We start from the raw sequence: 17,868 nt of genomic DNA on the forward strand, positions 1-17,868 counted from the left end.
CGTGCCGCCCGCGACACGCCGTCTGGAGAATGACAACGGTGTAGTTCAGCCGCGCCGGTGCGGTGCGGGCGCGGGCGCGGGCACCGCCAGCGGGACGCCGGTGGCGTCCCGTGCCGCCGTCCGGCGGGCCAGCACGGCGACCCCGACCACCAGCCCGACCACGCCGACCACCTGGCCGGTCGTGGCCAGCACGCCCGGCGCCAGCCGCTCGCCGTACACCGGCGCGGCCAGGCCGACGGCGACCAGCGGTTCGAGCACCGCCATCACCGGCAGGCACTCGATCAGCGCGCCGGACTGGTAGGCCCACTGCGCGAAGGTGATCGAGGCGGCCCCGGAGACCAGCAGCAGGTAGGTGGTCCAGCTGGTGAGCAGGTCCCCGGGCGGGCGGGCGACGACGTCCTTGAGCAGCAGGCCGGTGATGCCGAAGCCGAACCCGGCCCCGAGGCCCAGGGCGAGCGCCTTGTGCGGGGCCCGCGGGCGCAGCGCCCACAGCGCGGCCAGCACCATCACCGCCGCCGCGGCCCCCACGCACATCAGCAGCGGACCCGGCCGGGCGTAGGACCCGCCGTGGTCCGGGCGGGCCGACAGCACGAACAGCCCCAGGGTCACCGCGACCACCCCGGCGGAGATCCACTGCCCCCGCTCCGGCAGCACCCGCCCCGGGTGCCGGCGGTCGACCAGGGCACCCAACGCCAGGGAGATGACCAGCCCGCCGGACAGCAGCGGCTGGACGACGACGACCGGACCGAACTTGAGCGCCGCGGCGTGCAGCAGGAAGCCGCACAGCGCCGCGGCCTGCCCGCCGATCCAGGCGCGGTTGCGGACCAGCTTGCCGACCAGCCGCAGGACCGCGCCCTCGGGCAGGTCCTGGCCGGCGGTGGTCGCCGCCCGGTGCTGCACCACGGTGGAGACCGCGAACGCGCACGCCGACAGCAGCGCCAACGCCACGGACAGGCCCAGGTGGGGCTCCACCCCGGGGGGTGGCCCCCCGCCGGCCGTCAGCAGCTGCACCCCGTCCACGACTGCGAGCCTGCCACGACCGTCCCGCGCACGCGGCCCAGACCGGGACCGGTGCCCCGGCGGAGGGGCCGGCGTCGGCGGTGCGCGACCGGCGGGCGGCGGCCGCTCCCCCGACGGCCAGCCCGATCCCGCCCGCCAGCAACACCACCACCGCGGCGCGGGCGAGCAGGGCCGGACCGGTGGCCGGCACGGTCGCCGCCCGCCGCACGTCGACGCCGGGCAGCACCTGCCCGGGGCGGCGGTGGTCACGGCCAGGACGGCGGCGCGGCGGAGGGCGCAGGACCTGCTCGTCCCCGGTGGGACGTCCTGCGGATCAGCCGACGGGACCGTGCTGTCGGCGCACCGACGGCCGACGGCTGGCGGCTGTCCGCGCACCTGGGCGACCGGCAGTCCGCCGACGACCTCACCCAGGGATCGCCGAGGTGCCGGTGGGCACCGTCCGCTCCCGGGTCGCCCGGGCCCGCGCCGACCTCGTCGCCGCGCTGGACGCCGGATCGGCGGACGCCGCGCACGGGTAGATGAAGGCCCGGTGAACGGTGGGTGGCCAGGAGGGGTCCTAAGCTCCGCGCGTGCCCTTCAGCCTCACGCCCAAGGACTCGAGCTTCTACGAGATGTTCGCCGTCTCGGCGCGCAACCTCGTCGAGGCCACGTCGGTCCTCGGTGACTTCGTGCACGACCACGCGCGGCGCGAGGAGCTCGCCCGCAAGCTGCGCGACCTCGAGCACGCCGGGGACAACGCCACGCACGCGGTCTTCCGCCAGCTGAACTCCAGCTTCGTCACCCCGTTCGACCGGGAGGACATCTACAACCTGGCCAGCGACCTGGACGACGTCATGGACGCCATCGAGGCCGCCGCCGACCTCGTCGTCCTCACCGGCCTGGGCACGCTGCCCGCCGAGATGGGCCAGCAGGTCGCCCTGCTGCAGCGCTGTGCCCAGGTCACCGCCGACGCCATGCCGCGGCTGAAGGCCATGAAGGGCCTGTCGGACTACTGGATCGAGGTCAACAGCCTGGAGAACGAGGCGGACAAGCTCTACCGCCGACTGCTGTCCCGGCTGTACTCGGGCGAGTTCGACGCCCTGGAGATCCTCAAGCTCAAGGAGGTGGCCGACCAGCTCGAGGAGGCCGCCGACGCCTTCGAGCACGTCGCCAACGTCGTCGAGACCATCGCGGTCAAGGAGTCCTGAGCCCACCGTGGACGGGCTCTTCCTGGCGATGGTCGTCATCGTCGTCGTCGCGCTGGCCTTCGACTACACCAACGGCTTCCACGACGCGGCGAACTCGATCGCCGTCGCGGTGTCCACCAAGGCGCTGACCCCGCGGGTCGCCCTCGCGCTGGCCGCGGTGATGAACCTGGTCGGGGCGCTGATCTCCACCGAGGTGGCCAAGACCGTCGGCGCCGGGATCATCGACACCCCGTCCGGGTCCGGCGGCCTGCAGATCGTCTTCGCCGCGCTCATGGGCGCGATCACCTGGAACCTGATCACCTGGTACTTCGGGCTGCCCAGCTCGTCGTCCCACGCGCTGATCGGCGGCCTGGTCGGCGCGGCGCTGGCCGCGGTCCACTCGGTGCAGTGGGCGGGGATCATCGAGAAGGTCGTCATCCCGATGGTGCTCTCGCCGCTGGTCGGGTTCGGCCTGGGCTACCTGTTCATGCTGGCGATCCTATGGTCCTTCCGGGGCGCCAACGTGACCCGGGCCAACCGCGGGTTCCGCTACGCACAGATCGTCAGCTCGGCGACCATGGCGCTGGGCCACGGCCTGCAGGACGCTCAGAAGACCATGGGCATCATCACCCTCGCGCTGGTCACCTCGGGCCAGATCGACAGCTTCGAGGTACCGCTGTGGGTCATCCTCGCCGCGGCCCTGGCGATCAGCGCGGGCACCTACGCCGGCGGCTTCCGGATCATGCGCACGCTGGGCCGGCGGATCATCCAGCTCACCCCGGCCGGCGGCTTCTCCGCCCAGACCGTGGCCTCGGCGGTCATGGTCACCACGGCCACGGTGTTCGCCGTCCCGGTGTCCACCACGCACATCACGACCACCTCGATCATGGGCGTGGGCGCCACCCGGCGGCTGTCCGCGGTGCGCTGGGGCGTCGCTGGCAACATCGTCGTCGCGTGGGTGCTGACCCTCCCCGCGGCCGGCGCCGTCGCGGCTGCGGTCTACTACCTCACGCACGCGATCGTCGGCTGACAGGAGTCCCGTGGGCGACCTGCGACTGGGGACGGCGCAGGGTCGCTGGACGGTGCTGGCCACCGTGCTGGCCTCGGCGATGGCGTTCCTGGACTCCACCGCGGTCAACGTCGCGCTGCCCACCATCGGCCGCGACCTGGACGCCTCGCTGTCCGGGCTGCAGTGGACGGTCACCGGCTACACCCTCGCGCTGGCCTCGCTCGTGCTGCTGGGCGGCGCGCTGGGCGACCGGTTCGGACGGCGACGGGTCTTCCTGGTCGGCGTGGTCTGGTTCGCCGCCACGTCGCTGCTGTGCGGCCTGGCGCCCTCCACCGGCCTGCTGGTGGCCGCCCGGGTGCTGCAGGGCATCGGCGGGGCGCTGCTGGTGCCCGGGTCGCTGTCGATCATCCAGGCCTCCTTCGCCCACGCCGACCGGGCGAAGGCCATCGGCCTGTGGTCGGGGCTGGGCGGGATCGCCGGGCTGGGCGGCCCGTTCCTGGCCGGCTTCCTGGTCGACACCGTCAGCTGGCGGTGGGTGTTCCTGCTCAACGTGCCGCTGGCCGTCGCCGTCGTCCTGGTGGCGCTGCGGCACGTGCCCGAGAGCCGCGACCCCGCCCACCACGGCCGGTTCGACGTCGGCGGCGCCCTCACCGCAGCACTCGCCCTCGGCGGGGTCACCTACGCGCTGATCGACGCCGGCGCGGGACCGGGCACCTGGGTCGCCCTCGCGCTCGGGCTGGCCGCCGGGGTCGGGTTCGTCGTCCAGGAGCGCCGGGCGGCCGACCCGATGCTGCCGCTGGGCGTCTTCGCCGACCGGCAGTTCACCGGGGCCAACCTGACCACGCTGGCGGTCTACGGCGCGCTGGGCGGCATGTCCTTCTTCCTGGTGCTGCAGCTGCAGACCGTCCTCGGCTACGACGCGCTGGCCGCCGGGGCCGCCGTCGTCCCGTCGATCCTGATCATCTCGCTGCTGTCCTCCCGGGCCGGTGCATTGGCCGGCCGGATCGGACCCCGCCTGCCGATGACCGTCGGCCCGCTGGTCGCGGGGTCCGGCGTCCTCTACCTGTCCTTCGTGGACGCCGGCACCGGCTGGGTGACCGGCGTGCTGCCCGGGTCGGTCCTGTTCGGTCTCGGGATGGCGGCCACCGTGGCCCCGCTGACCGCGACCGTGCTGGGCGCCGCCCCCAACCACCTGGCCGGGGTGGCCAGCGGGGTGAACAACACCGTCGCGCGGGCCGGCCAGCTGCTCGCCGTCGCCGCGCTGCCCCTGGTGGTGGGCCTGTCCGGCGACGACTACGCCCGCCCGGACGCCTTCACCGACGGCTATGCGCTGGCCATGCGGGTGTGCGCCGGACTGCTCGCCGTGGGCGGCCTGGTGTCGTTCCTGACCATCCGGGACGACGTCCTGGAGCCCGATCCCACCTGACGGGACGTCCCGTTGCCTTCTTTGTGCATCGGGCTGGTAGACATTGACCTCGTGTCGACGACCCGCCTGCTCCCGGGGGACCTCCTGGTGAGCCGCATCCACGTCGACCTCGTGCGCGTCACCACCACGGCCTGTCCGGCCCGCTGACCACACCCGGGGCACCGCTGCCCCGACCTCCGGCGCGGGTGCGCGGCCGGGGGACTCCCCCCTGTCGCGACCCTCCCCTGGAGCTCCACCGTGCGCACCCTCATCCTGTTCGCCCTCGTCGGCCTGGGCGCCCAGCTCGTCGACGGCAGCCTGGGCATGGCCTACGGCGTCACCTCGACGACGCTGCTGCTGGCCGTCGGCGCCAGCCCGGCCGCCGCGTCGGCCACCGTCCACCTGGCCGAGATCGGCACCACACTGGTGTCGGGCGCCTCGCACTGGCGGTTCGGCAACGTCGACTGGAAGGTCGTCGCCAAGATCGGCATCCCCGGTGGTGTCGGGGCCTTCGCCGGCGCGACCTTCCTGGCCTCGCTGGACACCTCGGTCGCCGCCCCGCTGATGAGCGCGATCCTGCTGGTGCTGGGCCTGTACGTGCTGATCCGCTTCACCTTCCGCGGCCTGAACAAGCAGAACCTCGGCAAGCCGATGCGCAAGCGCTTCCTCGGCCCGCTGGGCCTGGTCGCCGGCTTCGTCGACGCCACCGGCGGCGGCGGGTGGGGGCCGGTCGGCACGCCGGCGATCCTGGCCAGCGGCCGGATGGAGCCCCGCAAGGTGATCGGCTCCATCGACACCTCGGAGTTCATCGTGGCGCTGGCCGCCTCGCTGGGCTTCCTGTTCTCCCTCGGCTCGCAGGGGATCGACGCGACCTGGGTGGCCGGCCTGCTCATCGGCGGCGTCATCGCCGCGCCGATCGCCGCCTGGCTGGTCCGGCACGTGCCGCCGCGCCTGCTGGGTTCCGCGGTCGGCGGGATCATCGTGTTCACCAACACCCGGTCGCTGTTCAACGCCTTCGAGGTCGCCGACGCCGTCCGCTGGCCGGTCTACGCGGTGATCGTGCTCGGCTGGGTCGCCGCCGTCGTCCACTCGTGGCGGGTCTACCGGGCCGACACCGAGGCCGAGTCGGTCGAGGCGGCCGCCAAGCTCGAGCAGGGGGGGCGGGGCGGCCCGGTCGGGGCGGGGGCGCGGGGGGCCGGTGGGCGGGGCGCCCGGGCGGGGGGGGGGGGCGGGGGGGCGGGGCCGGGAGGGGGGCGGGGGCAGGGGGGGCCACCCCGGCGGGATGGGGCGGCGCGCCGAGGGCATGGGGGACGGGGGCCCGAGCTGGGGCCGGGCAGGATCCGGATGCCGTGCCGGGCCCNGTGGGTCTGCATCCACACCCAGGTGTCGGCGACCGAGTCCCGAACCGGCCGGCTGGGCAGGCCGAGCTCCCGCGCCCGGCCGGTGTCGACGTCCCAGGCAGTGCGGGCCACGTCGGCCGGCAGCCACAGCGGCAGGTGCTGCCACGGCTGCACCCCGGCGGCGAGCAGGTCCGCCTCCGGGACGACGACCCACTCCGCGTCGCCACCGGTGACCTCCCGGCAGGTGTCCAGCAGCCCGCCGAGGGTGGTCATCCCGGCCGGGCCGGTGGCGTTGACAGCGCCGGACCGCTGCCCGCACACCTGCACCAGCCAGCCGGCCAGGTCCCGGGCGTCGACCAGCGCGATCGGCTGGTCGAGGGCGTCGGGGACGACGACCGGCCCGCCGGCCGCGATCCGGTCCAGCCACCAGCCCAGCCGGTGGAGCGGGTCGAACGGCCCGACGACCAGCCCGGCCCGGGCGGTGAGGAACCGGTCGCGGAGGGCACCACCCAGCACCCGCTCGGCGTGCGCCTTGACGGGCCCGTACTCGTCGTCGTCGGTGTCCCAGGTCGGCTCGTCCTCCCCGCGCAGCGGCCCGGGCGGCCAGCCCCGGTAGGCGTTGAGGCTGCTGACGAAGGCGTAGCCGGCCGGGTCCAGCGCGGTCGCGTGCTCGGCGGCCGCCCGGGTCTGGCACGAGGTGTCCACCACCAGCTCGGGCGCCCAGGCCAGCACCTCGGCGGGGAGCGGGTCGTCCCGGTCGGCGTGGAAGGCGCGCACACCGTCGGGCGGCTCCCCCGACACACCCCGGGTCAGCGTCGCGACGTCGTGACCGGCTGCGCGCGCGGCGTCGACCACGTGCCGGCCGAGGAAGTGGGTGCCGCCGAGGACGAGGAGTCGCATTCCCCCACCCCATCGCGGCGGCGACCGGGCGTCCAGCCGGTTCGCGCAGGGCCGATGCGTTGCCCGCGACCGACCGGGTAGGGGTGCAGGGCGACGGCGCCGACCACGGCGCCGTGCACAGCCGTGGAGGTAGCACCCGCATGTCCGTGATGGCCATCATCGGAGCCGGTCGGGGCCTGGGCGCCCAGGTGGCGCGCACATTCGGCGCGCAGGGGTACGACATCGCGCTGATCGCCCGCAACCAGCAGCGGGTCACCGACCTGGCGCACGACCTCTCGGCCGAGGGGATCACCGCCGGCGGGTTCGTCGCCGACGTCCGCGACCCCGACTCGATCACGCACACGCTGGAGACCGTCGCCCAGGCGATGGGCCCGATCGAGGTGCTGCAGTACAGCCCGCTGCCGGACAAGACGTTCCTGCGGCCGGTGCTGGAGACCACCGTCGCCGACCTGGTCGGGCCGGTGGAGTTCTCGATCTACGGGCCGGTGGCCGCCGTCCGGCAGGTGCTGCCGGGCATGCGCTACCTGCCCAAGGACGCGAAGCCCTCGATCCTGTTCGTCAACGGCGGGTCGGCGACCGTGCCGAACAAGGGCGTGGCGGGCACCAGCATCGCCTTCGCCGGGCTGACCGCCTACGCCCAGCTGCTGCACGAGGTGCTCGGCGAGGAGGGCATCCAGGTGTCCCAGCTGGTCATCCCGGGCGCGCTGGTCGAGGGGGACCCGGTGAAGGGTCCCGACGTGATGGCCGGCCACCTGTGGGACCTGCACACCCTCCGGGACGCCTTCCGGTTCACCGTCGAGGGCTCGGACTAGCGGGCCAGCACGGCCCCGTCCGCGGTGGGGACGGCGACGCCGCGCGTGGTCGGCGTCCGCTCCCCCGCCTCGACGGCCAGCGGCAGCCGGTTCTCCGCCGGCGGCAGCGGGCAGGTCGCCAGGTCGGTGTAGGCGCAGGGCAGGTTCGTCGCCCGGTTGAGGTCGACCACGACCCGGCCGTCGGCGTCGGGCACGACCTGGAGGGACCGGAAGGCGTAGGTGGTGTCCCCGGAGGTCTCGTCGGAGAACAGCACCATCAGCCGGCCCTCGCCGTGCCCGGGGAACGCCCGCAGCGACAGCGGCCGGCCGTCCAGCTCGAACTCCACGGTGCCGGGGGCGTCGTAGACGTGCTCGACGCCCTCGAAGGCGCCGCCCACCGTGGTCGGCTCGGGGGCGGCGAAGGGCACGAAGCGGCCCTCCACGGCCCACCGCGGGTCGGCCGGGTAGGCGGGCGTGCCGGGGTGGGCCAGCCGCAGCGGGGACTCCGGGTCGCGCAGCCGGACGACGTGCCGGCCACCGCGCTCGGCCACCTCGACGACGGTGTCGCCCGCGGTGGCCAGCACGCTCTCCCGCAGCCCGAGCGCGCCGAACACGTGCTCCCCCACCACCGGCCGGTCGCCGACCGCGAGCTGCTCGTCGGCAGCCAGCTCGACCACCACGCCGCGGTCGCCGTCCGACCAGCGCCCGGGCACGCCCTCGATCGCGATCGGCTGGTCGGTGAGCCAGGCCAGCGCGGTCACCGACAGGAAGCCGTGCGGCGCGGTGAGCGTGGCCTCCTTGGCCTCGTGCCACTGCGCCCAGTCGGCGGCGAACGTGTCGGACTGGGTGTCGGGCAGCGTGCTGGTCACGGGTCCTCCAGGGGGTGGTCGTCTCCCCTGCCCCAACCGGGACCACCCGCCCGGCGATTCCCACCGGATCGGTGGGATTTCAGCCGGCGGTCTGCACCGGGATCTCGCCGGTGCGCAGGGCAGGGTGCCGCCCGGCCGCGGTGAGCACGGCGCGGGCGGTCAGCGCGGTCCCGGGGACAGCGGCCATCCGCAGCGCGCGGGCGCTGAACAACGCCTCGGTGGCCGGCGGCACGACCAGCAGCTCCAGGTGCAGCTGGTCGGGGCCGCAGGTCAGCGACACCACCTGGGGGTCACCGGTGCCGAACCCGCCGACCCGCACGATCCGGTCCCCGACCGCCAGCTTGCGCGGGACGGCGTGCCAGGTGCTGAACGGGTAGGTGAACCGGGTGACCAGCACGCCGCGCCGGGCCAGCGCGGCCACCAGCTCGGGCAGCTCCAGCGCCAGGTCGGTCGACCGGGGCCACCACGCACCCCGCAGACCGGGGCCGGCATCGGTGCGCAGGCTCACCCGGACGTCGATCCCCCCGCGGAAACCCGGGAGCTCCTGCTCACCGACCCACGCCGCCCGGTCCGCCACCGGCACCACCCCTCGCTCGATCCCCACCAGGCAACGCTAGGCGCGGCACCTGGGCCCTCCGGCGGGACACGCCACGTCCCAGCCGCCCCGCGAGCCACACGGCCAGCCCTCACGGTGGGTGACCACGCGAGAGCGAGCCACCTCACCCCGGGACGACGACGCCCCCGTCACCTCGGGGTGACGGGGGCGTCGGACGTGCCGGGGGGCGACTACTCCGGCTTGGGCTTCTTGTTGCGCGAGCGGCCGCGGGTGGTCTGGTCCAGCTCGACCTTGCGGATGCGGACGACGGTGGGGGTGACCTCCACGCACTCGTCCTCGGCGCAGAACTCCAGCGCCTGCTCCAGGTTGAGGATCCGCGGCGGGATGAGCCGCTCCAGCTCCTCGGAGGTGGACTTGCGCATGTTGGTGAGCTTCTTCTCCTTGGTGATGTTCACGTCCATGTCGTCGGGACGCGAGTTCTCACCGACCAGCATGCCCTCGTAGACCTCGGTGCCGGGCTCGACCATCATCGAGCCGCGCTCCTGCAGCGAGAACATCGAGTACGTGGTCGCGACGCCGGAGCGGTCGGCCACCAGGGACCCGGTGGGCCGCGCGCGCATCTCGCCCAGCCACGGCTCGTAGCCCTCGAGCACGTGGTTGAACACGCCGGTGCCGCGGGTCTCGGTGAGGAACTCGGTGCGGAACCCGATCAGGCCGCGGGAGGGCGCGATGTACTCCATGCGGGCCCAGCCGGTGTCGTGGTGCACCAGGTTCTCCAGCCGCGCCTTGCGCACGGCCAGCGCCTGGGTCAGCGTGCCGACGTACTCGCCGGGGGTGTCGATGGTGACCCGCTCGACCGGCTCGTGCACCTTGCCGTCGATGACCTTGGTGACCACCTGCGGGCGGCCGACGGTCAGCTCGAAGTCCTCGCGGCGCAGCTGCTCGACCAGGATCGCCAGGGCCAGCTCGCCGCGGCCCTGCATCTCCCAGGTGTCGGGGCGCTCGGTGGGCAGCATGCGCACCGAGACGTTGCCGACCAGCTCCTGGTCGAGGCGGTTCTTGATCAGGCGGGCGGTGACCTTCTTGCCCGACTTGCCCGACAGCGGCGAGGTGTTGATCCCGATGGTGATCGAGATCGACGGCTCGTCGACGGTCAGCGCCGGCAGCGGGCGCGGGTCGTCGGGGTCGGCCAGGGTGTCGCCGATGCCGATGTCCTCGATGCCGGCGATGGCGACCAGGTCGCCGGGGCCGGCGCTGTCGGCCTGGACACGGGTCAGGCCCTCGGTGGTCAGCAGCTCGGTGATCTTGACCTTGGTGATGGTGCCGTCGACCTTGCACCAGGCGACCTGCTGGCCGCGCTTCATCTCACCGGAGTGGATGCGCAGCAGCGCGAGGCGGCCGAGGAAGGGCGAGGCGTCGAGGTTGGTGACCTGCGCGCGCAGGGGCTCCTCGGCGTCGTAGACCGGGGCCGGGATGGTGTCCAGCAGCGTCTTGACCAGCGGGCCCAGGTCGGGGCTGTCCGGGACGGTGCCGTTCTCCGGCTTGTTCATCGACGCCTGGCCGGTGCGGCCGTTGCAGTAGACGATCGGGAACTCGAGGGTCTCCGCGGGCAGCCCGGCGTCCTCGAGCAGCTCCATGAACAGCTCGTAGCACTCGTCGACGACCTCGTCGATGCGCGCGTCGCCGCGGTCGGTCTTGTTCACCGCGAGGATGACCGGCATCCCCTTGGCCAGCGCCTTGCGCAGCACGAAGCGGGTCTGCGGCAGCGGGCCCTCGGAGGCGTCGACCAGCAGGACGACGCCGTCGACCATGGACAGACCGCGCTCGACCTCGCCGCCGAAGTCCGCGTGGCCCGGGGTGTCGACGATGTTGACGATGACCGGGTCACCGTTCTCGTCGGCCAGCCGGATCGCGGTGTTCTTGGCGAGGATGGTGATCCCGCGCTCGCGCTCCAGGTCCATGGAGTCCATGACCCGGTCCTGCGTCGAGTCGTTGTCGGTGCCTTCGCCCTTGGCACGACCGAGGGCACCGGCCTGCCGGAGCAGGGCGTCGACGAGGGTCGTCTTGCCGTGGTCGACGTGGGCCACGATCGCCACGTTGCGCAGGTCGTTACGGGTGGGCATGCGAAGAGCACCTCAGGAAGATCGGGGTTTCGCAGCGCTGCACGCCGCGGGGTCGCCGACCGGCGACCCTCCCATGGTAGGCGCTCCGGAGGGGATGCCCGGCGTGTGCGCTGTCACGCACCCCTCGGGGGGAGGCGCGACCCGCCCCGGCTCACCTGTCGGCGACCCCGTAGCTGATCCCCGCGGCGACCACGGTGACCAGGCCAACGGCCAGCCAGGCCGGCCAGCCGACGCCGATGGCCAGCACGTGGGCCAGCACGAACGCCACCAGGTAGACCGCGGCCAGGCCGGCGGTCACGGCCCAGCCGCGGCGCCGGCGCCACAGCCACCCGGCCGCGACGCCCCCGGCGACGAAGACCAGACCGCCGAGTGCCCGGACGCCGGTGCCCTGCGCGATGCCGAACCCGGCCGCCAGCCCGACGGCCACCGGGAGCGCGCTGGGCAGCGAGGTGAGCGGGGACGTGCGGGACGGGGTGCTCGTCGTCATGGACCCAGTCTCCCCCGTCAGGACGTCGCCGCCGCGACCGCGGCCGACAGCCCGTCGGCGGACAGGTCGGTGAGCGTGGTGCCGTCCACGAACACCGTCGGGGTGCCGGTCACGCCGTCCTTGGAGGCCTGGTCGGTGGCCCGCTCCACCCAGCCGCCGTAGACCTGGTCGCGGATGCCGGACTCGACGGCCTCCGCGCTCGCCCCGGCCTGCTCGGCGTAGGAGATCAGCTGGTCGTCGGTCAGTCCGCTGCCGGTGGCCTCGTCGGGCTGGTTGGCGTACAGCAGGTCGTGGAACCGCTCGAGCACGTCGGTGCCCGAGGTGGAGGCGACCACGGCCGCGGCGTTGAGGGCCCGGGTGGAGTAGTCGTCGTTGCGCGAGGAGTCCAGGAAGGCCATGCCGTGGTAGACGATCCGCACGGTGCCGGCGGTGACCAGGTCCTCCAGGGTGGAGCCGGCGGCGTCCTCGAAGTCCCTGCAGTTGGGGCACTGGTAGTCCTCGTACAGGTCCACCGTGACCGGGGCGTCGTCCGGCCCGACGGCGAACGTGTAGCCGTTGCCGTCGGCCACGGTGCCGCTGGGCACGGCCGCGTCCGCGGCGGTCGACGTCCGGGCGGTCTGCACGACGATCGCGACCACGACGGCGATCACCACCACGGCGGCGGCGATCGAGCCGCCCAGGATCGTCCGGCGGCGGCGCTGCTCGGCGGCGCGCTGGGCGGCCTCGGCCTCCCGCTTCGCGGCGATCCGCCGGCGGGCGGTCTCCTTCTTGCTCGACGTGCTCATCTCGACGTGCTCATGGTGTGGCGGGCTCCAGACGGTGGGCGAGGGCGAGACGGGAGTGCGGCCAGCGGGCGAGGGCCAGGGCGACCAGCAGCAGCGCGGTGTCCCGGGCCACCTCGGCCGGGTAGGCGGTCTGGCCGGCGTCGACCTGGCCGCCGCCGCCGAAGCAGCCGCAGTCGATCTGCAGGCCGCGCGCCCAGGCCGAGCCGATGCCGACCAGGAAGACCACCATCAGCACGGCGGCCGCGACCGCCGACGCCCGGACGAGGACGCCGGCCAGCAGGGCCAGGCCGACGACGACCTCCAGCGCCGGCAACCCGAAGGCGACCGGGCCGACCAGGCCCTCGGGCAGCAGCCGGTAGGCCCGCACGGCGCGGACGGCCGCCGCGGGATCGGGCACCTTGAGCGCCCCGGCCACCACCAGGACGCCGCCCAGCAGCAGCCGGGCAGCCAGCGCCAGCCAGGGACGCACCTCGTCGGACCGCACGACAGCACAGTCGTCGCCGGACCCCCGGGAGTTCCTGGGAACCGGCTGCGGATCTGCCCAGGACCTGCTGGTCAGGGCCTGCACGCGCCGGTCCGGACGCGGCGAGGGCCCCGGGGTGTGGTCACCCGGGGCCCTCGTCGGTCGTGCGGCGGCGTCAGGTCGACGCCGCGGTGGTTCAGCTCGCGCGGAGCACGGCCTCGATCTCGAGCTCGACGGAGATCTTGTCGCCGACGACGACGCCGCCGCCGTCCATCGGCATGTCGATGTCCACGCCGAACTCCTTGCGGGAGATCGTGGTCTTGCCGGAGAAGCCGGCGCGCGTGCCGCCGTAGGCGTCCGGGCCGAAGCCGTTGAGCTCCAGGTCCAGGGTGGTGGGCTTGGTGATGCCCTTGATGGTGAGGTCGCCCTCGACGGTCCAGTCGTCGCCCTTGGGCTTGATCGACGTGGAGCGGAAGGTCATGACCGTGTGGTTGCCGGTGTCGAAGAAGTCGGCGGACTTGATGTGCGCGTCGCGCTGCTCCTGGCGGGTGTCGATCGAGTCCATGTCGATCGTGGCCTCGACGGTCGAGGCGGCCGGGTCCTCGGCGGTGACGAGGGTGCCCTCGAACTTGGTGAAGTACCCGCGGACCTTGCTGACCATCATGTGGCGGACGGAGAACCCGACCGTCGAGTGGCTGGCGTCGATGTCCCAGGTGCCGGCCAGGTAACCGGGGATCTGCGTGCTGGTCATGTCTGTCTCCAAGTCGTTGAGCGTTTGACTGCTTCGCCGGACCGTAGCGTAGTTGAAGGCTTGAGCATTCCGCTAGTACCCTTCTGGGCATGTCCGCAGAGGTGTCGGCTCCGTCACAGCCGCGTTGGCTCAGCCCCGAGGAGCAGCAGGCCTGGCGGGCCTGGCTCTACAGCACCCAGCTGCTGCAGGACCGCCTGGACCGCGAGCTGACCCGCGAGACCGGCATCTCCCATGCCTACTACGAGATCATGGTGCAGCTCTCGGAGACCCCTGGCCGGTCGCTGCGGATGAGCCAGCTCGCCGAGCGGTGCCTGTCCTCCCGCAGCCGGCTCTCGCACGCGGTGTCCCGGCTGGAGGAACGCGGCTGGGTGCGGCGCCAGGTGTGCGAGAGCGACGGCCGCGGCCAGCTCGCCGTGCTCACCGACGAGGGGTTCGCCGCCCTGGAGCACGCCGCGCCGGTGCACGTGGAGAGCGTCCGCACGCACCTGTTCGACCAGCTCAGCCCGGCGCAGATCGCGGCGCTGGAGGACATCGGCCAGACCCTGCTGGCCCACCTCGACCCGACGCGCTGACCCCGGGCGCCGCCCCCGGGGTCAGCGGAAGAACTTGTCCGGGGTGAGCGGCAGGTCCCGGACCCGGCGTCCGGTGGCGTGCGCGTAGGCGTTCCCGATCGCCGCCGCCGACCCGACGATGCCGACCTCGCCGATGCCCTTGGCGCCCAGCGGGTTGTGCAGCTCGTCGACCTCGTCGACCCAGCTGATGTCCACCTCGCCGACGTCGGCGTTCGTGGCGACGTGGTACTCGGCGAGGTCGTGGTTGGCGTAGTGGCCGTGGGTCGCGTCGAGCACCGCCTCCTCGTGCAGCGCCATCGACAGGCCCATCGTCATGCCGCCGAGGAACTGCGAGCGGGCGGTGGTCGGGTTGATGATCCGGCCGGCCGCGAAGACCGCGGTCATCCGCGGCACCCGGACCTCGCCGGAGTCCCGGTCCACCCGGACCTCGGCGAAGTGCGCACCGAAGGCGTGGCTGGAGTACTGCTCGGCCTCGTCGCCCGGGCCGGAGGACCCGGTCACCGTCAGGCCGCCGGGCGGCACCTCGCGGTCGCGCAGCTCCTGCGCCGCGGCGATGATCGCCGGCCCCCACGAGGTGATCCCGGTCGAGCCGCCCGCCCCCGAGGCCTTCGGCAGCCGGCTGTCGCCGATCCGGAGGTCGACGTCGTCCATGGGCACGCCGAGCGCGTCGGCGGCGATCTGGGTCAGCGCCGTCCAGGCGCCGGTCCCGATGTCGGAGGCGTCGATGCTGACCACGAACGGCTTGCCGGGCACGGCCTCGATCCGGGCCTGCGAGGGCCGGCGGCGGGTCGGGTAGGTGGACGCGGCGACCCCGGTGCCGACCAGCCACCGGCCGTCCGCACGGACGCCGGGCCGCGGGTCGCGGTCGGCCCAGCCGAACCGCTCCGCACCCTGGCGCAGGCAGGCGACCAGGTTCCGGGTGCTCCACGGCACGTCGCGCTCGGGGTCGCGCTCGGGCTCGTTGCGCAGCCGGAGCTCCACCGGGTCCATGCCCAGGGCCTCGGCGAGCTCGTCGACCGCGGACTCCAGGGCGTACATGCCCGGGGCCTCCCCCGGCGCCCGCATGATCGTCGGCGCCGGCACGTCCAGCTTGGCCAGCCGGTGCGTCGTCCGGCGGGCCGGCGCGGCGTACATCAACCGGGTCGCCGTCGCCGTCTGCTCGGCGAACTCCGCGTTCTGCGAGGTGTGCTCCACGACCTCGTGGCTGATCGCGGTCATGGTGCCGTCGGGCAGCGCGCCCAGCCGCAGCCGCTGGATGGTCGGGGTGCGGTGGCCGACCAGGCTGAACATCTGCTGCCGGGTCAGCTCCACCTTCACCGTGCGGCCGGTGACCTTGGCGGCCATCCCGGCGATCAGCTGGTGCACGTGGGTGAACGCCTTGGACCCGAACGCGCCGCCCACGTAGGGCGAGGTGATGTGCAGCTGGTCGGCGGTGATCCCGAACGCCTCGGTGATCACCGGGACCAGGTTGTGCGGGCCCTGGTTGGCGTCCCACATCCGCAGCACGTCCCCGTCCCACCGGGCCACCGTCGCGTGCATCTCGATCGGGTTGTTGTGCTCGTTCGGCGTCTCGTAGGTGACGTCGACCGACACCGGCGCGGCGGCCAGCGCGGCGTCCACGTCGCCGATGACCGAGTCGGTCTCGAAGCCGCCCATCAGCTTCTCCGGCGGGTACAGGTCGTCCCGGTCGGCCCGCAGGTCGACGTCCGGGCGCTGCGCGTCGTAGCGCACCACGACCCGGCCGACGGCGTCCCGGGCGACCTCGGAGGTCTCGGCCACCACGACGGCGACCGGCTGGCCGGCGTACTGCACGCGGTCGGACTGCAGGACGAGGAGCTCCTCCGCGACGTCCCCCAGCCGCGGCGCGTCCTCGTGCGTGAGGACGGCGAGCACCCCGGGCACCGCCTGCGCGGCCGAGACGTCGATCGAGGTGATCCGCCCCTTCGCCACGGTGGACTGCACCAGCGCGACGAACACCGCCGAGCCGTCGACCTCGTGCTCGTAGGCGTAGGGGGCCAGGCCGCGGACCTTGGCCGGGCCGTCGATCCGGCGGACGTCGCTGCCGACGGCCCGCTCGGTGGTGGCGGTCATGCGCGGGCCTCCGCGAGCTGGACGAGGGTGCGGGTGATCATGTTCGTGGCCATCGGGACCTTGAACGCGTTGTCGGCGAGCGGCGCGGCGGCGGCCAGCTCGGCCTCTGCGGCTGCGGCGAAGGCGGCCTCGGTGGCCGGTCCGCCGCGCAGGGCGTCCTCCGCGACGGTCGCCCGCCACGGCTTGTGCGCCACCCCGCCCAGGGCGATCCGGACGTCGCGGACGGTCGAACCGTCGAGGTCGAGGGCGGCGGCGACGGACACCAGCGCGAAGGCGTAGGAGGCCCGGTCGCGGACCTTGCGGTAGCGCGAGCGGGTGGCCCACGGCAGCGCCGGGACGTCGATGGCGGTGATCAGCTCGCCGTGCGCCAGCGTGGTGTCCCGCGCCGGGTCGTCGCCGGGCAGCCGGTGCAGCTCGGCGATCGGCACGGTGCGCTCGCCGTCGGCGCCCAGCACCCGGACCGAGGCGTCCAGCGCCCGCAGCGCGACCACCATGTCCGACGGGTGGGTGGCGATGCAGGTGTGCGGGGACGTCGGGCCCTCGTGGGTGGCGCCCAGCACGGCGAGGTTGCGGTGCAGGCCCTCGACCGCGCCGCAGCCGGAGCCGGCGTCGCGCTTGTTGCACGGCATCGTGGTGTCGGTGAAGTAGGTGCAGCGGGTGCGCTGCAGCAGGTTGCCCCCGGTGGTGGCCCGGTTGCGCAGCTGCCCCGACGCCCCGGCCAGCAGGGCCTGGGCCAGCAGCGGGTAGCGCTCGCGCACTCGGGGCTCGGCCGCCAGGTCGGCGTTGGGCACCGCGGCCCCGATCCGCAGCCCGCCGTCGGGCAGGTCCTCGACCTCGGTGGAGGTCAGCTGCCGGACGTCGACGAGCACGTCCGGGGTGGCCACCCCCAGCCGCATGAGGTCGACCAGGTTGGTGCCCCCGCCCAGGTAGGCCCCCTCGGGCTCCCCGGTCAGCAGCGCCACCGCCCCCGCCGGGTCGATGGCCTTCTCGTAGCGGAACTCCCTCACGCGCGCACTCCCTGCTCGACGGCGACCTGGGCGACCGCGGGGACGATGTTCGCGTACGCCGCGCAGCGGCACAGGTTGCCGCTCATCCGCTCGCGGATCTCGGCGTCGGTGAGGTCGGTCCGGTCGGCGACCAGGTCCTCGGTCACCGCGCTCGGCCAGCCCTGCGCGGCCTCGGCCAGGACCCCGGCGGCCGAGGTGATCTGCCCGGGCGTGCAGTAGCCGCACTGGTAGGCGTCGTGGTCGACGAACGTCTCGTGCAGCCGGTGCGGGCCGTCGGCGGCCAGCCCGTCGGACGTCGTCACCTCCTGCCCCTCCGCGGTGACGGCCAGCACCAGGCAGCTGTTGACCCGGCGGCCGTCCAGCAGCACGGTGCAGGCGCCGCACTGGCCGTGGTCGCAGCCCTTCTTGGCGCTCGTCGCCCCCAGCCGCTCGCGCATCGCGTCCAGCAAGGAGGTGCGGGTGTCGACGGTGAGCGGCCGGTCGGCCCCGTCGACCCGCAGGGTGATCTGGGTGTCCACGCAGCGGTGGTGCCC

The 17,868-nt window shown here is 74.0% G+C and carries 17 protein-coding genes; 6 read left to right on the top strand and 11 right to left on the bottom strand.

What is annotated here, in order from left to right; genetic code table 11:
* Positions 1–45: 45 nt before the first annotated feature.
* Entirely contained in the window at positions 46–1,020 is a 975-nt protein-coding gene (locus LFA75_RS05200) for a DMT family transporter (RefSeq protein WP_225232625.1), read from the bottom strand.
* Between the two features lie 569 nt (positions 1,021–1,589).
* On the opposite strand from LFA75_RS05200, the gene LFA75_RS05205 reads away from it, so the two are divergent.
* The 5 genes from LFA75_RS05205 (at position 1,590) to LFA75_RS05225 (ending at position 7,652) form a co-directional block, all read left to right on the top strand.
* Positions 1,590–2,207 (top strand): DUF47 domain-containing protein, encoded by a 618-nt coding sequence (locus LFA75_RS05205; RefSeq protein WP_225232626.1) that lies wholly within the window; start codon positions 1,590–1,592, stop codon positions 2,205–2,207.
* Between the two features lie 7 nt (positions 2,208–2,214).
* Positions 2,215–3,216: an inorganic phosphate transporter gene (locus LFA75_RS05210; RefSeq protein WP_318249963.1), complete on the top strand. Its 1,002-nt coding sequence runs from the start codon at positions 2,215–2,217 to the stop codon at positions 3,214–3,216.
* Positions 3,217–3,226: 10 nt separating this feature from the next.
* Positions 3,227–4,621 (top strand): MFS transporter, encoded by a 1,395-nt coding sequence (locus LFA75_RS05215; protein ID WP_225232627.1) that lies wholly within the window; start codon positions 3,227–3,229, stop codon positions 4,619–4,621.
* A gap of 237 nt (positions 4,622–4,858) precedes the next feature.
* Positions 4,859–6,556: a sulfite exporter TauE/SafE family protein gene (locus LFA75_RS05220; RefSeq protein ID WP_225232628.1), complete on the top strand. Its 1,698-nt coding sequence runs from the start codon at positions 4,859–4,861 to the stop codon at positions 6,554–6,556.
* 433 nt (positions 6,557–6,989) lie between these two features.
* Entirely contained in the window at positions 6,990–7,652 is a 663-nt protein-coding gene (locus LFA75_RS05225) for an SDR family NAD(P)-dependent oxidoreductase (RefSeq protein ID WP_225232629.1), read from the top strand.
* On the opposite strand, the gene LFA75_RS05230 is transcribed toward LFA75_RS05225, so the two are convergent.
* The 7 genes from LFA75_RS05230 to LFA75_RS05260 form a co-directional block, all read right to left on the bottom strand.
* On the bottom strand, positions 7,649–8,500 hold the full coding sequence (locus LFA75_RS05230; protein WP_225232630.1) for a DUF1684 domain-containing protein: 852 nt from the start codon (positions 8,498–8,500) through the stop codon (positions 7,649–7,651). The genes LFA75_RS05225 and LFA75_RS05230 overlap by 4 nt on opposite strands.
* A gap of 79 nt (positions 8,501–8,579) precedes the next feature.
* The gene (locus LFA75_RS05235; RefSeq protein WP_225232631.1) at positions 8,580–9,104 is read right to left on the bottom strand and encodes a DUF5994 family protein; all 525 of its coding nucleotides are present in this window, start codon (positions 9,102–9,104) and stop codon (positions 8,580–8,582) included.
* 182 nt (positions 9,105–9,286) lie between these two features.
* Complete coding sequence (gene typA, locus LFA75_RS05240) at positions 9,287–11,179, bottom strand: translational GTPase TypA (RefSeq protein WP_225232632.1); 1,893 nt, start codon at positions 11,177–11,179, stop codon at positions 9,287–9,289.
* 151 nt (positions 11,180–11,330) lie between these two features.
* Positions 11,331–11,666, bottom strand: coding sequence for a hypothetical protein (locus LFA75_RS05245; protein ID WP_225232633.1), 336 nt, complete (start codon positions 11,664–11,666; stop codon positions 11,331–11,333).
* A gap of 17 nt (positions 11,667–11,683) precedes the next feature.
* Positions 11,684–12,451, bottom strand: a complete 768-nt coding sequence (locus LFA75_RS05250; protein ID WP_225232634.1) for a DsbA family protein — start codon at positions 12,449–12,451, stop codon at positions 11,684–11,686.
* A gap of 10 nt (positions 12,452–12,461) precedes the next feature.
* Complete coding sequence (locus LFA75_RS05255) at positions 12,462–12,935, bottom strand: MauE/DoxX family redox-associated membrane protein (RefSeq protein WP_225232635.1); 474 nt, start codon at positions 12,933–12,935, stop codon at positions 12,462–12,464.
* Between the two features lie 175 nt (positions 12,936–13,110).
* Complete coding sequence (locus LFA75_RS05260; RefSeq protein ID WP_225232636.1) at positions 13,111–13,665, bottom strand: YceI family protein; 555 nt, start codon at positions 13,663–13,665, stop codon at positions 13,111–13,113.
* An 89-nt stretch (positions 13,666–13,754) separates the two neighbouring features.
* Between LFA75_RS05260 and LFA75_RS05265 the strand changes: the two genes are divergently transcribed.
* Complete coding sequence (locus LFA75_RS05265; RefSeq protein WP_225232637.1) at positions 13,755–14,237, top strand: MarR family winged helix-turn-helix transcriptional regulator; 483 nt, start codon at positions 13,755–13,757, stop codon at positions 14,235–14,237.
* Between the two features lie 21 nt (positions 14,238–14,258).
* Here LFA75_RS05265 and LFA75_RS05270 read toward each other — a convergent pair whose 3' ends face one another.
* From LFA75_RS05270 to LFA75_RS05280, 3 genes are read right to left on the bottom strand one after another with little or no spacing between them, the layout of a single operon-like run.
* Positions 14,259–16,328, bottom strand: coding sequence for a xanthine dehydrogenase family protein molybdopterin-binding subunit (locus LFA75_RS05270; protein ID WP_225232638.1), 2,070 nt, complete (start codon positions 16,326–16,328; stop codon positions 14,259–14,261).
* Positions 16,325–17,335, bottom strand: a complete 1,011-nt coding sequence (locus LFA75_RS05275) for an FAD binding domain-containing protein (RefSeq protein ID WP_225232639.1) — start codon at positions 17,333–17,335, stop codon at positions 16,325–16,327. The genes LFA75_RS05270 and LFA75_RS05275 overlap by 4 nt, the downstream gene beginning before the upstream one ends.
* Positions 17,332–17,853, bottom strand: coding sequence for a 2Fe-2S iron-sulfur cluster-binding protein (locus LFA75_RS05280; protein ID WP_225232640.1), 522 nt, complete (start codon positions 17,851–17,853; stop codon positions 17,332–17,334). Before LFA75_RS05280 ends, LFA75_RS05275 begins: the two co-directional genes overlap by 4 nt.
* Positions 17,854–17,868: the final 15 nt, after the last annotated feature.

Source organism: Klenkia terrae (assembly GCF_900491935.1).
Lineage (GTDB): Bacteria > Actinomycetota > Actinomycetes > Mycobacteriales > Geodermatophilaceae > Klenkia > Klenkia terrae.